Genomic DNA, 14,031 nt, shown 5'->3' on the forward strand with positions numbered 1-14,031 from the left:
CCCCCCCCCCACGACCACGTCGAACGCGGCCAGGTCCGCGGGTGGCAGGGGCAGGACGACGACCTTGGCCGGGGTGCCGGCATCGGCGAGACGGGCGATCTCGCCGTCGAACTCGCGCCCCCAGGAGGCGTCGTCCACGAAGACCTCGGCCAGGCCGTTGCGCAGCAGGCCGCGGACGGCCGCCGCAAGGACGTCCCCGGGCGGGCCGCTGACCAGGACGCGTGAGGAGCGGAACCGGGCGAACAGCTCCTGCGGTGTCCGCTGGTCCGCGTGCATGAAGTGCTCGATGAAATTGACCTGCGGCGCGAACATTTCCGCTGCCCCGGAATCCAGGACCTTGTCGTCGGGTTGCGGGACGTCGCGGGCGAATCCCTTGTCGAGAAGGGCCTTCATCAATGCGACAGCAGTTCTGCGCCGACTTTCGTCCAGGCCCTCACATAACTCGGCGACACTGGACGCGCCGTTCATCCGGGGGCCGAGGGCCGACATCCATTCATATGCGCCTGCGCCCTTGAGGACGCATGAAGTATCGGAACTGCGTAAGTAGATCCCGGTGTCGACGCGGAGGAAGACAACATCGTTCCGCAGCCGGGGTCTTATGTCGAGGAGACGCGTTTCGCCAACCGTTCGCATGCCGCCCCCGTAGGGTGTGCACCTTCGGACCATGGTGTGCGCCTTCGGGACACGGGGACAGTTCTACCCGCGTCCACGTGGGGAAGTGTGGAGCATTCCTGGATGGGACGTCAATGGCCTCGACCCGGGTCCTCGCACCATGGCAGCCGCCGGGCGCCCCGCCACCGGGGGTCGTCCCGACGTTGACCTGTGGAATCCCTGTGGCGTGTCCGTGCCCGGGCAGCCGAAACTTCTTCGCGTGGCGACCACTCGCCGATACTCCGGGAACGGCGGCACACGCCAGGAGACGAGGAGGCTCGCGAACTGCCCAGTGCGCATCTGGCTGAGTACACCAAGGCGCCGTCAACGACATTCCGCACTTTCTCCGCTCCGGCGGTCCGCTTTCCCGAACGGTGAGCGACAAGGCCCGGGAGCGGCACAAGAAACCCGCCGCTTCCCGGTATTTCGCCGCGATTTCAGTCGCCCGTCAGGGCAGAGGTACACGAGCCGGGACGAAGCGGTCTTGCGCAGCGGTCGCATCCCGGTGACGCACCCTTACCGGAACGAGGCATCGCGCCCTCGGACGGCTCCGTCAAGTCCCGCACGGGATGGTCATGGCTGGACCGGCCTCACGCGCTGGTTGAGTCGGTCACCATGGGCCGGGCCTACGTGCGTGCGGCGGATACCGACTACGTGCCGGTCGGCGGCCCCGCCGAGTGCGACCGGGTCACCAACGGCCGTGCCGGCCAGGCAACTTCTGACCGGCGGAACCGATTCCGCCTCAGGCCGCGCCCTGCAGGCACCACAGATGCAGGGACGTGCGGTCCTTGGCGACCGTGTACCAGACGCCCTGCCCGGCCGATCCGGGCGATCCGGGCGATCCGGAGACGGGGAACGGGTAGGCGACCGGGCCGCGCAAGGCCTTCGTGCGGGGGTCGACAAGCCAGTGGCGCGGCACGTCGGTGTGGTACTCGGTGCCGACCACGGCGGTGTCGTCGTACGGGAACGCCGCCTCGTAGTCCCAGCACACGCGGTCGTCGCCCTCGCCCGAGGGAAGTGGCACGGCTCCGTCGGCGTCAAGACGCCACAATTCGCCGCCGTCCTGCGCCCGGTGCAGGTAGAGGGACCACTGTCCCGCATCCGTGGTCAGGAAGTGGTCGCCGGACGGGCTCACGGCGAGGAGGACCTCCTCGTCGAACCGCTGGAAGGCGAGCTCCGCCCCGTTCCAGTGGCCCCACAGCACGCACGAGTCCTCCTCACCCCCAAGGACGGTGAGCCCCATGTACGCCGGATTCGTATGGGAGAAGTGGACAGAGCCCGATGCCACGGTCATCGTCTCCGACCGGGCCAGCACTCTGCCCTCGACAGGGTCGAGGACCAGCCACTCCTCCGTGCCGTCGTGGCCCTCGAGGGAGCGGACGTGGGCCCAGAGCAGTGTGCCGTCGCTGGAGAAGGCCGCCGAACCGCCGTCCGCATGGCGGTGGTGGTGGTCGTCGGCGTACTCCGGGAACGATGCATGGGCCCGAGTGCACACGGCTGCGGACCAGCAACCATGCCGGATCTCCCACAGCGTGGCGCCCGTCGCGTCGACGGCCCGCACCGTGTGCACTCCGGCGAACACGGCGACGTCGCCCGTGGGAGAGACCGCCACCGAGCCGAACCGACGAGGCCAGGGCGCGGGGAAGCGCACCTCCGACCCCTGCAGGTCCAGGTCGCGGACGGCAAGCTCGAAGTCCCCGCGCTGCACCAACAGCCTTCGTCCCGGCCAGTGCAAGATTTGCGGAGCGTCCGCCGACACGGGGCCGAAGGGAGCGGCGACGGTGGCGACAAGACGAGCGGTGACGGTCACGAACTCCGACCCTCCGACACACAAGGCACGCGATGCAGAAGCCTGACGCCCTGCACCATACGGTTCAGGGCCCAGCGCGCAGGGACCGGGGCCGTAGCTATCCCTTGAGGCCGGAGCGGGAGACGCCCTCGATGACCCAGCGTTGCGCAACGATGTAGAGCAGCAGGACGGGGACGCTCGCTATCACCCCTCCCGCCATCAGCACGTCGTAATGGATGCTGTTCGCGCTCTGGAAGTTGGCGAGCCCGGCGGGCAGTGTGAGCGACTCGGGGCTGAGCAGCACGTACAAGGGCCAGAGGAAGTCGTTCCAGTTGGCGAGGAAGGCGAGCATGCCCAGGGTGGTGAGGGCCGGCTTGGACAGGGGAAGAACCACCTTGACGAAGATCTGCCAGCGGTTGCAGCCGTCGAGTTCGGCCGCCTCTTCCAGCTCCAAAGGCACGGTGAGGAAGAACTGGCGGAGGAAGAACACGCCGAACGCGCTTGCTGCGCCTGGCACGATAACTGCGGGGAGGCTGTCCACCCAGGCGAGCTCGTTGACGATGAGGAAGTTCGGGATGAGCAGGACCATGGGCGGAACGAAGAGGGTGGCGACGATCGAGGTGAAGATCACCCCTCGGCCTTTGAACCGCAGCCGGGCGAGTGCGTAGGCGGCGGGGGTCGCCGTGACCAGGACCAGGGCGGCGTGTGCTGTGGCGGCGAGGACGCTGTTGAAAAGCCATCGAAGGACGGGGCTGTCGGTGGCGCCCAGGACTTCCTTGTACGCCTGGACGGTGAAGGGGGAGGGGATCCACTGGGGATCCGTGGACCCGGCGGCTTCGCCGGTCTTGAACGAGGTGACCAGCATGTACAGGAGTGGACTCAGGTACAGGGCCGCCACGATCGCCAGGACGAGGTGGAGCAGGGAGCGGCGCATGCGCCGGGCCGTGGGAGACATTGTCGCGGAGGGCCGCTCTGCGCGGTACTCGATGTCCGCCGCCCGCCGCGTTGCTGTCTGACTGGTGGTCATCGGTCCTCCTGGCGTTCCCGGAAGACGCGGAAGACGACGGCGCTGGCGGCCATCAGAGCCAGGGCCAGGATGAAGCTCATGGCGGAGGCCGACCCCATCTCGAAGCGGCGCAGTCCGGTCTCCGCGATGAGGAAGATGGCTGTCTTGGTCTCGTCCGCCGGTGCGCCGCCGGTGATGATGTATGACTGGCCGAACATGTTGGCCGAGGCCAGCAAGGTGGAGTTCACGACGAACAGGGCCACCGGTCGCAGGCCGGGCAGCGTGACGTGCCGGAAGCGTTGCCAGGCGTTGGCCCCGTCGACCCTCGCGGACTCGTACAACTCCGCGGGGATGTCCTGCAGACCGGCGAGGTAGATGACGGAGTTGAGTCCGAGGGTCCACCACACGGTCACGAGCACCAGCCCCCACCAGGCGGCCGGCGTGTCGGTAGTCCACTGGATGTCGTCCGGCAGCCCGAGCACGCCCAGGTAGTGGTTGACCAGGCCGATGTTGCCGTCCAGCAGGAACCGCCACAGCAGTCCGACGACGGCCACGCCGAGCACGTACGGCGCGAAGTAGACGGCCCGGTAGAGGTTGCGTCCGCGGAACCTGCCGTTCATGAGCATGGCGGTGAAGAGCGGCACGATGAGCAGCAAGGGAGTCGACAGCAGTGTGAAGATACCGGTGGCGCGCATGGCCTGCCAGAACCGGGGGGCGTCGACGCCCTCGGGGTCGAACAGCTCCCGGTAGTTGTCCAGCCCCACGAAGGGCTTGGCCGGCAGGTTGATGTCCCAGGCGTGAAGGCTGATCCACAGTCCGAAGCCGATGGGGGCCACCACGAAGGTGAGGAAGAGCACCAGGTACGGTGCCATGAACACATAGGGCGTCCACCACTGGTAGGACCGTGAGACGGCCCGGACCGCGGCGCGGTCCGGGACTCGCGGTTCACTCGTGCTGGACGGCAGGGATTTCAGCCGTCGCACCCGGATCGCCTCACTTCGCGTACTTCTGCTTGTTCTCGGCCAGGATCTTGTTGGCCGTCTTCACTCCGTCGGCGAGCGCGTCGGCAGGCGACTGATGCCCCAGGACGGCCTTCTGGACGGCCAGTTCGAGGGCCTTGCTCTGCACGTCACCGAGGCCGGGAAGCGCCGGGAGGAAGCGGAAGACGTCGACATTGCCGGCAAGCGGTGTCTGGGGGAGCCGGGCCACCTCCGCCTGGGCGCGCACGCTGTTGCGCGCGGGGATCATGCCGGCCTGCGCCCACTCCGTGGAGCGCTCGCTCATATAGTCGATGAAGAACTTGGCGGCCTGAACCTTGTTGTCGTCCCGGCCGGCCTGGGACGTCAGCACGAAGTTGTGGCTGGCCGTCCACACCGCGGGAGTCGAACCGATCGTGGGGATCGCCGACATGTCCCACTTGATCTTCGAAGCGGTGGACTTGAGGTCATTGATCTGCCAGATACCGTCCCACGTGAAGCTGACCTTGTTGTTCTTGAAGGCGTTGTACTGGGAGTCCTGCGCGACCTGGGCCGGGCTGTAGCCCTTTCGGATCTGTTCCACCATCCAGCCCAGCGCCTCCTCGCCCGCTTCCGAGCCCCACAAAGCGGAAGTGCCGTCCTGGTTGTACAGCTCGCCTCCGAACTGCCAGAGCAGGCTCATGAACATCAGGTGGGCCGGCCACTTGTTCGGCATCCAGAACGGATGGTCGACCCCTGCGGACTTCAGTTCCTTCAGCGCCCCCTCGTAGCCGGCCCGGTCACCGGGGGCCTTCTCGAGTCCCGCGCGGGTCAGGTGCGAACTGTTCCAGTAGTCGGCAAGGCAGTGCACGTCGAGCGGGACGCTGTAGCGCTTGCCGTCGAAGACACCGGCCTGCCAGACCGCCGGTATGAAGTCCGACTCGGTCAGTTCCAGGGCCGACACCACGTCGTCGAGCGGCATGAGGGTGCCGCGTACCGCGAAGGTCGCGATCTGGTCGTTGTGGATGACGGCTACGTCCGGGCCCTTGCCTGCGCTGATGGCCGTGGGCAGGGCGGGGTACAGGTCCTCCCAGCGCCGGGTGGTGTTCTTGACGGTGATGCGGCCCTCGTACTTCTTGTTGAACGCGGCCAGCATGGCCTGCATGTGCGGGCCGTCCCCGCCGGTGAAGCCGTTCCAGTACTCCAGCGTGACCTTGGGCCCCTTGTATTCGCCGCCGCTGAACGTCGGGGCGTTGCCGGCCTTGTTCTGGCCGGCGCCGACCTTCGTTCCGCCGCCGCACGCCGTAAGGAGGCCGGTGGCCGCCACCCCGGCGGCCGTGCCGAGGAAACCTCTGCGTGCGAACGCAGAAGTGGACGAGGTTGTACTGCGCATTGTCTGCTCCTTGGATTCGGGCCCGCCGTTGGACCCGTGGACGGCAGTGTCGGTTTCGCTCAGATGGCGGTCAGGCGGATCATGGTCCAGCTCACGGGGGGCAAGTCGGCGCTGAGCCTGCCGTCGTCGATCTTGGTGCCGTGCACGTCGCGCGGCCGCACACGGTCGGGAGCGGCCTCGGTGTTCTTCGCCGAAGGATCGGCGTCGTGCAGGAGCACGTGCTCAGCGACGCGGTGCCGCGGGAAGGCCCGCAGATCGACGGCGAGGGTCAGGTCCTCGTGCCGGCTGCGGTTCACGGCGAAGAGCACGACCTCGCCGCTCTCCTCGTCGTGGGTGGCGGTGGCCCACAGGGCGGGCACGGCCCCGTACTTCGCCGTGTCCACGATCGGGGACTGGGGCTCCACGCGCAGCACCGTGCCCCGGGCGTGCCGCGCGGTGCGGGCGAAGGGGTGGAAGATCGTCTGCCGCCAGGCCGGCCCCTGGGCGCGCGTCATGATCGGGGCAATGACGTTCGCGAGCTGCGCCTGGCAGGCGGCTCCCACGCGATCGGCGTGCCTGAGCAGAGTGATCAGCAGACTTCCCACCACGACCGCGTCGGTCACGTCGTAGACGTCCTCGATCAGTTCGGGCGCCTCTCGCCACGGAAGGGAGGACTCCCCGGCGAAACGGCTCTGATACCAGACGTTCCACTCGTCGAAGGAGAGCTTGATCTTCTTGTCGCTGCGGACCTTTGCCCCGACGTGGTCGGCGGTAGCCGTGATCGAGGAGATCATGCGGTCCATCTCCTCGCCGCTGGCCAGGAACGAGTCGAGGTCGCCGTCCTCGGGCTGGTAGTAGGCGTGCAGAGAGATGTAGTCGACGAACTCGTAGGTGTGCTCGAGCACCGTTGCCTCCCAGGAGGCGAACGTGTCGATGTAGGCGTTGGAGCTGCCGCAGGCGACGAGCTGGAGTGCGGGATCGAAGCGCTTCATCGCGCGGGCGGTCTCCGCCGCCACCCGCCCGTACTCGTGGGCCGTCTTGTGGCCCATCTGCCATGGCCCGTCGAGTTCATTGCCCAGGCACCACATGCGTACGTCGTGCGGCTCGGCCACACCGTGGGAGCGGCGCAGGTCGGACAGCGCGGTGCCCGCCGGGTAGTTGCTGTACTCCAGCAGGTCCAGCGCCTCTGCCACCCCGCGAGTGCCCAGGTTGAGTGCCATCATCGGTTCCACCCCGGCCTTCGCGGCCCACGCCATGAACTCGTTGAGGCCGAAGGCATTGCTCTCCAGGCTGCGCCAGGCGAGGTCCAGCCGCCGGGGCCGTTCGGACACGGGTCCCACCCCGTCCTCCCAGCGGTAGTTGGAGACGAAGTTGCCGCCCGGATAGCGCACGGCGGTTACGCCGAGCTCACGTACCAGCTCGAGGACGTCGCTGCGGAATCCCTGCTCGTCTGCGGCAGGGTGTCCGGGCTCGAAGATGCCGGTGTAGACGCATCTGCCCATGTGTTCCACGAAGGAGCCGAACAGCCGGCGATCGATGCCGCCGACCTTGAAGGCCGGGTCGAGGGTGAGACGGGCAGTGACCATGCGGGAAGCTCCTGGGATCTGACGACAGCCGAAGCCACCGGCGCCGGCCGCGCCTTGACGGCGCGGGCCGAGCGACGGGGGCGACGGCAACAGCGACACAGGGGCGACCGCTGTTGGCAGTAGGATTACATCGTTGAAACAGCGTCGTAAAGTGTTCGGTGGATACGTTTCCGCATCGTGGCGAACCACAAGCCAGGGTGGGTGGTTCTTGCTCCGAGGCGCCCATGTGGAAGTGTGGGCCTCGCCGCCCCAGCGAGAGCGCCTTCACGGCGCAGTGGAGGTGATCTGGTGGGAGCCAGTCTCAAGGACGTCGCGGCCCTGGCCGGAGTCTCGGTCAAAACCGTGTCGAACGTGGTGAGCGGCTCCACGTACGTCGCGCCGCCGACGCGGGAGAAGGTCGAGCAAGCGCTGGCTGAACTGGACTACCGCCCCAACCTCTCCGCCCGGAACCTGCGACAGGGCCGCACCGGCGTCATCGCTCTCGCCCTGCCGGAACTGGACGCACCGTACTTCGCGGAACTGACGCGTTTCGTCATCGACGCGGCGACCGAGCGGGGATGGACCACCATCATCGAACAGACCGACGGGCAACCGGAACGCGAACGCCAAGCTCTCCAAGGCATCCGCGAACAGCGCATCGACGGTCTCATCTTCAGCCCCATCACTGTGGGAGCCGACGAACTGGCCGAACGTACCGACACCACCGCACTTGTACTCCTCGGCGAACGCGTCATCGACGGCCCCACCCACCACGTCGCCATCGACAACCAGCGAGCCGCTCGAGAGGTGACCGAGCACCTGATCTCCTTGGGGCACACCCGCATCGCCGCGATCGGACGCCAGACCAACCCCAGCGCGAACACCGCTCACCTGCGGCTCGCCGGATACAAGGAAGCGCTGATGGCAGCCGGCCTGCCCTACGACGACACCCTCGCTCCGCCGACCGATTCCTACCACCGCTCCGACGGTGCTGAGATCATGGCGCAACTGCTCGCCATGGACACACCGCCGCAGGCGGTCTTCTGCTTCAACGACCTTCTGGCCCTGGGCGCCCAGCGAACCGCACACACGCACGGCCTGCGCATCCCCCAGGATGTGGCCATCGCCGGCTTCGACGACATCGAGGATGGCCGGTACAGCACCCCGACGCTCACCACCGTTGCACCCGACAAGGCACAGATCGCCCGAGTCTCCGTGCAGATGCTGGAGCAGCAGATCCACGGCCGACGCGGAATACGGCGCCCGGATGTGCGCGAAGTGACGGCCGGACACCGGCTTATCATCCGGGAGAGCACCAGCTCGAAACCCTCTGCACCGCGACCGCCGGCGCCGTCCTCGGCCTGATGTGTGCTGTCCGGCGTGTCTGCGAAGCGCATGGCTTGTCCCGGCGGGTTCAGCCGCGCAGCCAGCCGAACAGTCCATTGGCACGCCGCTCGCAGCCGCCGCGGCCGGAGTCGTCCCACCGTGTCGACCACAGCGGGACCTGGTCATCTACGCGGTGGCCGTTCCTGGTGCGCTGGAAGAAGCGGTGATAGTGGGCGATCTCGTCGGCCAGCACGGCGGCCGGTTCGGTGTGGTTGTCGACCTCCACGAACCGTACCGGCACCGGGCCCTGCGGCGCGCTCAGTACCAAGTCGGCCCGCAGGCTGCCCCTGCCGGGCGCGGTGAAGGTTCCGGTGACCGGGAGGATCACTTCCGCCGTCCAGCCGCGCAGCGTGCCCGGGCCGCGAGGCCGGGCAGGCAGCCGTCGTGGCCCCGGCCGGACCGTCGGGGCGGGCCCGGTGCCGGAGGCAGGCCCGGCGCGTTCGGCGGCGCCGCCGGCAGAGGCTGGTCCGGTGCCGGCTACGGGCCTGGATTCCTCAGCGAGGCGAGGGCTGCGGCGGGAGACGGGGTGGGTGGGCTGCGGAGGTGACTGGGAGAACGCGTCGATGGTGGCGGTCACTTTCAGCGCGTGCGCGGCCCCGGCTTTCGCCGCCTCCCGGGCGGTGCCCCCCATCCCCTTCGGTGGACCGCCGAGTTCGCTGGCGGCCGCTGCAGGAACTGGTCGACTGGCTCAACACCGACGACGCCACCCACTCCCTGGTCCGGGCCGCCATGGCGCACCTGCATCTGGTGTCCATCCACCCATGGGCCGACGGCAACGGCCGGATGTCCCGCTCGCTGCAAACCCTGGTGATCGCGCGGGAAGGCGTCCTGGCTCCGGAGTTCTCGTCCATCGAGGCATGGCTCGGGCGGCCGGGCAATACCTGGGAGTACCACCGGGAACTCGCCCGCCGCGGCACCCAGTACCTGCCCGACCAGGACGTCGCCGGCTGGATCCGCTTCAACCTGACCGCCTATCACCAGCAGGCCCAGACCGTGCAGGGCCGGCTGACCCGGGCCGGAAAAGTCTGGGAAGCACTCGTCGGCTTCGCCCGGCACGCCGGCCTCGACGAGCGCACCATCATCGCCCTCCACGACGTCGCCATGTCCGGACGAGTTCGCCGCTCCCGCTACGAAAGCGCCGAAGGCCTCAGCCTGCAACAGGCCCAGCGCGACCTTCGCGACCTGGTCACCGCCCAGGTCCTCACCCCCGTCGGCCGCACCCGAGCCCGCTACTACACCGCCGGCGACCGATTCCCACGACAGGCACTGGACATCTCCGCCACCCCCATGACCCTCACCGACCCCTACACCACCACCGGCTGAACCGCCGGGAACCCGCCCCACCGATCACTTCCCTACCTGTTGATGCGTGGAAGCTCCCGGCGAAGCCGCCGCGCAGTGGTGGGCTACTGCAGCCGTGGCGCACGGATCAGGCGCTGGGCAGGTTCATCCGCCGAGCGCGCGACTGGAGCGGGACCGGGAGGCAGGTGGTGCACGGCCAGCGCCACAGCCTCCTTGGCCGTGGTGAGGGCACCGAGGTCCTGGCTGATGACGCTCCTGCCCACTCCGTACGAGCCACCGCCGTTGGCGCCCAGGCACGGTCCGACAGCAGCTGCCCCGACGGATCACCGAAAAAACGATCACGCTGACACCGCGCGGCGGGGTTCACAACCGGAGACGAACGGTTCGCGAAAAGACCGCACCCGCCACCTCGCCACACTTCACCTGCTGAGGAACAGTTTCCGTTACGCGGCTGGCCAGGACTGGGACAAAATCGCCAAGGCGCTCAAGCCGGTCTACACCGCACCGAACGCGGACGCGAACGCGAACGCGAGCGAGAGCGTGACCGCGCGGATCGCCAAGGCCGTCCGCGCCCGCGGGCACTTCCCGAACGGGGCCGCCGCGATGAAGTGCGTCTGCATGGCCCTGATGTCGCTGGACCCGGCCGGCAAGGGCCGCAAGTGGTGAACCATACGCTGGAAGGCACCATGGAACGCCTTGCAGATCGAGTTCGAAAGCCGACTCACCCCGGGCGGTCGCTGACAACCTCAACAACCAAGATCAGCCGTTGATCTTGACACACCCCCTCATGCCACCCACGGCCTTGGCAAGGTGCGTAACGCCCCCGGAGAGCCGGGATAGACTGGACGTTTCGGCGGCGACTGTGTGAATCGCTCTACGATCACCGGAGCACGGTGATAGATATCAGGCGTGATAACGAATCTCGAGTTCCCTGACCTGCTGCGACTGATCGATGAACGGTCGACCGCCTTCCGCACCGCGGTCGCCGCCGCGCCCAGTCTGGACGCACAGGTGCCGACCTGCCCCGGGTGGACGCTGTTCGATTTGGTGAAGCACCTGGGTGGGGGAGACCGTTACTGGGCCGCCATCGTCGGCGCGGGGCCTGCCGGCGCTCCCCCGGCCGAGGCCACCGCCGCGCGCGCCGCTCTGGAAGTGCCGCGGGAGCGTGAGGCCCTGCTGGCCTGGCTGGCCGCGTCGACGCAGCTTTTGCTGAGCGCCCTGCGCGAGGCAGGACCGGACGCCGGCTGCTGGGCGTGGTGGAGTGCCCTGCAGACGCCGCGGTCCTCTGGCGGAGTTGCCCGGCACCGGGTCCAGGAGAGCGCGGTGCACACCTACGACGCCCAACTCGCCGCGGGCGCCCCGCAGCCGCTGTCGGCCGAGGTCGCACTCGACGGTGTCGAGGAGTTCCTGTTCACCTGCGTCGCGACGCCCAGCGCCTGGCCGCACAAGCCCACGGCCTTCGACTTCCACACCGCCGAGGGCCGCTCCTGGCGCCTCACGGTCGACGGCGACGGCGCACGCTCCACCCGCATCCCCGCGCCCACTGCCGCGACTGGCGAGGACTCGGACGCAGCCGGCGCTTCCATCCATGGCACGGCGAGTGAGTTGGTCCTCTACTTGTATGACCGTATCCCCGCCGATTCCTTGCACGTCGACGGAGACGCAGGGCTGCTCGACCTGCTCCGCGCTTGGGAGCCGGAGGAGTAGGACGTAGCGGGGACGGTTGGCCGCGCCTCGAGCCGGCAGGACACGACTCTTCGCCAGGATGCCGCTGATCGACGCGCTGCCGCCCACTCGCATCGTGCAGCGCGTTCTTCACCACCACGCCGAAGTCACGCGCATGGTCGCGGCCGGCCACCCGCGACATCGCCCGCCGCCTCGGCCTCGACCGAAAGACGGTTCGCCGATACCGCGGCACCAGTCTCGAACACCTCCTCGACAGCGCCCAAGAACCTCGCCCCGAGCAGCTGGACGCCTTCAAGCCGTACCTGCAGCAGCAGTACGCAGCAGGCATCACCAGCGGCCGGGCCCTCTTCCAGCAGATCCGCGAGCGCGGATTTCGCGGAGGCTACTCGACACTCACCGCCTGCCTTCGAACCCCCTGCAAGCCGGCACGGCCCCGGCCCCAACAGCGGAAATCCCGAGCCCGCGCCGGATCACCGCATGGATCATGCGCAACCACGACCGCCTCAGCACCAGAGAGATCGAGCAACTCGACCAAGCTCGCCTCGCTTGCCCGGACATCGCGCGGGCATGCGACCTCGCCCGGGCCTTCACGGACCTGGCCCGCAAGCGCCGAGGCCGGCTGCCGCCCGCCTGGATCCGCCCGGCTGAACAATCCGACGTTGCCCCGGTCGCCAAGTTCGCCGGGTTCCTCCGCCAGGACCTGGACGCGGTGACCGCGGGCCTCACCCTCGAATCGAGCTCCGGCAGTCTCGAGGGCCAGGTCGACACAGTCAAGACGGTCAAGCGAGCCATGCGTCGTCACGGCCTGTTCCTCACCATCGGACGGTTGTCCGACGTGTACCGCGCCGGGGTGCCCTGCCAGACACCTGGCGCCGAGTTGGGGCAGGTCATGGGGGTGCGGGCCAGTCGGCGGGCGCGGTCCGGACACTTGTCGGATGGATCGTCCCGGGCTGGTTCCGGGAGCCTTGAGTACATGGTCAACGTAACGCCGGCGCGAGCGTCGGTACCGGCACCGGCACCGGCACGCACAGTGGCGGGGCGCTTCCCCTTCGTGCGGCCCGTGCCGGTGGGCCGGCTGGTGGGTCTGGACCTGGCCCGCGGCCTGGCGATGCTGGGCATGTATGCGGTGCACGTCGGCCCCGACCCGACGGTGGGCGAGCCGCTGGGCGGAGTGCTGGAGTTGGCGCGGGGCCGCTCGGCCGCGTTGTTCGCGCTGCTGGCCGGGTTCACACTGATCATCCTCACCGGCCGGCCCGAGCCGCGGACCGGGCGCGCGGGACGGCAGGCGGTAGGGCGGGTGCTGGTCCGGGCCGCTGCCTTGATCGCCCTGGGGTACGCCCTGACCGCTGTGGACACCTCGGTCGATGTGATCTTGTCGTTCTATGGGCTGATGTTCGTTCTCGCCCTGCCGCTGTACCGGCTGCGGGCCCGCACGCTGGCGTTCATCGCTGCGGCGGCCGCGGTTGTGATGCCCGTGGTCTTGTATGTGCTCCGCGCCTCGGCTGAGTACGGAAGCTGGGCCGATGCTGTCATCGCACGCGATCCGCTGGCCCGGCTCACCGGCACGGACGGCCTGGTGGAGTTGTTCGTCACCGGCGAATACCCGGTGCTGACCTGGCTGCCGTTCATCATCGCCGGCATGGCCGTGGCCCGGCTCGACCTGAACCGACCCCGTGTGCGTTCCCGGCTCGCTCTGGCCGGTGGTGGCCTGGCCGTGGCCGGGTACGGTGGATCGTGGCTGGCCCTGCATCTGGTCCCGAGGGCACTTGCGATGGTGGGGGCGGCCGCCGATGGCGGGTCGTCCGCCTCCGCGTGGTGGTCCGACACGGTCGGCGAACCCGAGACGACAACCGGGTACTGGCTGCTGGTGGCCGCCCCGCACAGCCAGACGACGTTCTCCATCCTGGGCAACACCGGCGTCGCCCTCTTGGTCGTAGCCGCCTGCCTGGCCGCCACGGACCGCTCCAGGCGCCTGCGGTGGGTGGTCACGCCGCTCATCGCGGTCGGGTCGATCTCCCTGACCGCCTACGTCGGCCACATCCTCGCCATCAAGGCCCTCAGCCTCGACGAACTGCCCGATTCCGCTGCCCTTCCGGCGCTGCTCGGCCTCGCTGCGGCCGCCATGCTGCTGGCTTGGGCTTGGACACGGGTCTTCCGGCGCGGGCCATTGGAATATCTCCTGCATGCCGCGACCACCTTGGCGCGCTGCATCAGATAGCCGACTGCAGCGGTGCTCCTGACCGGCCGGTGGTTCGACGCGCCGCGACCGCTATCAGCACGCATCCTCCCATCGCCAGGACTCCACCAGCGAGGACTCC

The 14,031-nt window shown here is 68.7% G+C and carries 11 protein-coding genes and 3 pseudogenes; 6 read left to right on the forward strand and 8 right to left on the reverse strand.

Features of this window, described 5'->3' with window-relative positions; all coding sequences use genetic code 11:
* The 6 genes and pseudogenes from ACRWNP_RS22580 to ACRWNP_RS22605 form a co-directional block, all read right to left on the reverse strand.
* Window positions 1-393: pseudogene (locus ACRWNP_RS22580) on the reverse strand (TOMM precursor leader peptide-binding protein); the annotation flags it as partial.
* 1,000 nt (window positions 394-1,393) lie between these two features.
* Window positions 1,394-2,359, reverse strand: coding sequence for a hypothetical protein (locus tag ACRWNP_RS22585; protein ID WP_431964124.1), 966 nt, complete (start codon window positions 2,357-2,359; stop codon window positions 1,394-1,396).
* 199 nt (window positions 2,360-2,558) lie between these two features.
* A complete protein-coding gene (locus ACRWNP_RS22590; RefSeq protein WP_431964126.1) occupies window positions 2,559-3,467 on the reverse strand; it encodes a carbohydrate ABC transporter permease in 909 nt (302 codons plus the stop codon).
* Window positions 3,464-4,318, reverse strand: coding sequence for a carbohydrate ABC transporter permease (locus ACRWNP_RS22595; protein ID WP_431964128.1), 855 nt, complete (start codon window positions 4,316-4,318; stop codon window positions 3,464-3,466). Before ACRWNP_RS22595 ends, ACRWNP_RS22590 begins: the two co-directional genes overlap by 4 nt.
* Before the next feature lie 121 nt (window positions 4,319-4,439).
* On the reverse strand, window positions 4,440-5,795 hold the full coding sequence (locus tag ACRWNP_RS22600; RefSeq protein WP_431964130.1) for an ABC transporter substrate-binding protein: 1,356 nt from the start codon (window positions 5,793-5,795) through the stop codon (window positions 4,440-4,442).
* Window positions 5,796-5,854: 59 nt separating this feature from the next.
* Entirely contained in the window at window positions 5,855-7,360 is a 1,506-nt protein-coding gene (locus ACRWNP_RS22605) for an alpha-N-arabinofuranosidase (RefSeq protein WP_431964132.1), read from the reverse strand.
* 288 nt (window positions 7,361-7,648) lie between these two features.
* On the opposite strand from ACRWNP_RS22605, the gene ACRWNP_RS22610 reads away from it, so the two are divergent.
* Complete coding sequence (locus ACRWNP_RS22610; RefSeq protein WP_431964134.1) at window positions 7,649-8,704, forward strand: LacI family DNA-binding transcriptional regulator; 1,056 nt, start codon at window positions 7,649-7,651, stop codon at window positions 8,702-8,704.
* A gap of 49 nt (window positions 8,705-8,753) precedes the next feature.
* On the opposite strand, the gene ACRWNP_RS22615 is transcribed toward ACRWNP_RS22610, so the two are convergent.
* The gene (locus ACRWNP_RS22615; RefSeq protein ID WP_431964136.1) at window positions 8,754-9,053 is read right to left on the reverse strand and encodes a replication-relaxation family protein; all 300 of its coding nucleotides are present in this window, start codon (window positions 9,051-9,053) and stop codon (window positions 8,754-8,756) included.
* 311 nt (window positions 9,054-9,364) lie between these two features.
* On the opposite strand from ACRWNP_RS22615, the gene ACRWNP_RS22620 reads away from it, so the two are divergent.
* Window positions 9,365-10,048, forward strand: coding sequence for a Fic family protein (locus ACRWNP_RS22620; RefSeq protein WP_431964138.1), 684 nt, complete (start codon window positions 9,365-9,367; stop codon window positions 10,046-10,048).
* Window positions 10,049-10,131: 83 nt separating this feature from the next.
* Here ACRWNP_RS22620 and ACRWNP_RS22625 read toward each other — a convergent pair whose 3' ends face one another.
* Window positions 10,132-10,290, reverse strand: a complete 159-nt coding sequence (locus ACRWNP_RS22625; RefSeq protein ID WP_431964140.1) for a hypothetical protein — start codon at window positions 10,288-10,290, stop codon at window positions 10,132-10,134.
* 154 nt (window positions 10,291-10,444) lie between these two features.
* Between ACRWNP_RS22625 and ACRWNP_RS22630 the strand changes: the two are divergent.
* The 4 genes and pseudogenes from ACRWNP_RS22630 to ACRWNP_RS22645 form a co-directional block, all read left to right on the forward strand.
* Window positions 10,445-10,768: pseudogene (locus ACRWNP_RS22630) on the forward strand (transposase); the annotation flags it as partial.
* A 168-nt stretch (window positions 10,769-10,936) separates the two neighbouring features.
* Window positions 10,937-11,734, forward strand: a complete 798-nt coding sequence (locus tag ACRWNP_RS22635; protein WP_431964142.1) for a maleylpyruvate isomerase family mycothiol-dependent enzyme — start codon at window positions 10,937-10,939, stop codon at window positions 11,732-11,734.
* Window positions 11,735-12,197: 463 nt separating this feature from the next.
* Window positions 12,198-12,491, forward strand: a pseudogene (locus ACRWNP_RS22640) (hypothetical protein); the annotation flags it as partial.
* 195 nt (window positions 12,492-12,686) lie between these two features.
* Window positions 12,687-13,931, forward strand: coding sequence for a DUF418 domain-containing protein (locus ACRWNP_RS22645; RefSeq protein WP_431964290.1), 1,245 nt, complete (start codon window positions 12,687-12,689; stop codon window positions 13,929-13,931).
* Window positions 13,932-14,031 lie beyond the last annotated feature (100 nt).

Source organism: Actinacidiphila sp. bgisy160 (assembly GCF_965342435.1).
Classification (GTDB): Bacteria; Actinomycetota; Actinomycetes; order Streptomycetales; family Streptomycetaceae; genus Actinacidiphila.

What these genes read in the sequence shown, in the direction of transcription:
- ACRWNP_RS22645 (WP_431964290.1), top strand. Translation starts at nt 12,687, where the DNA reads ATGGTCAACGTAACGCCGGCGCGAGCGTCGGTACCGGCACCGGCACCG.
- ACRWNP_RS22605 (WP_431964132.1), bottom strand. Translation starts at nt 7,360, where the DNA reads ATGGTCACTGCCCGTCTCACCCTCGACCCGGCCTTCAAGGTCGGCGGC.
- ACRWNP_RS22590 (WP_431964126.1), bottom strand. Translation starts at nt 3,467, where the DNA reads ATGACCACCAGTCAGACAGCAACGCGGCGGGCGGCGGACATCGAGTAC.
- ACRWNP_RS22595 (WP_431964128.1), bottom strand. Translation starts at nt 4,318, where the DNA reads ATGGCACCGTACCTGGTGCTCTTCCTCACCTTCGTGGTGGCCCCCATC.
- ACRWNP_RS22600 (WP_431964130.1), bottom strand. Translation starts at nt 5,795, where the DNA reads ATGCGCAGTACAACCTCGTCCACTTCTGCGTTCGCACGCAGAGGTTTC.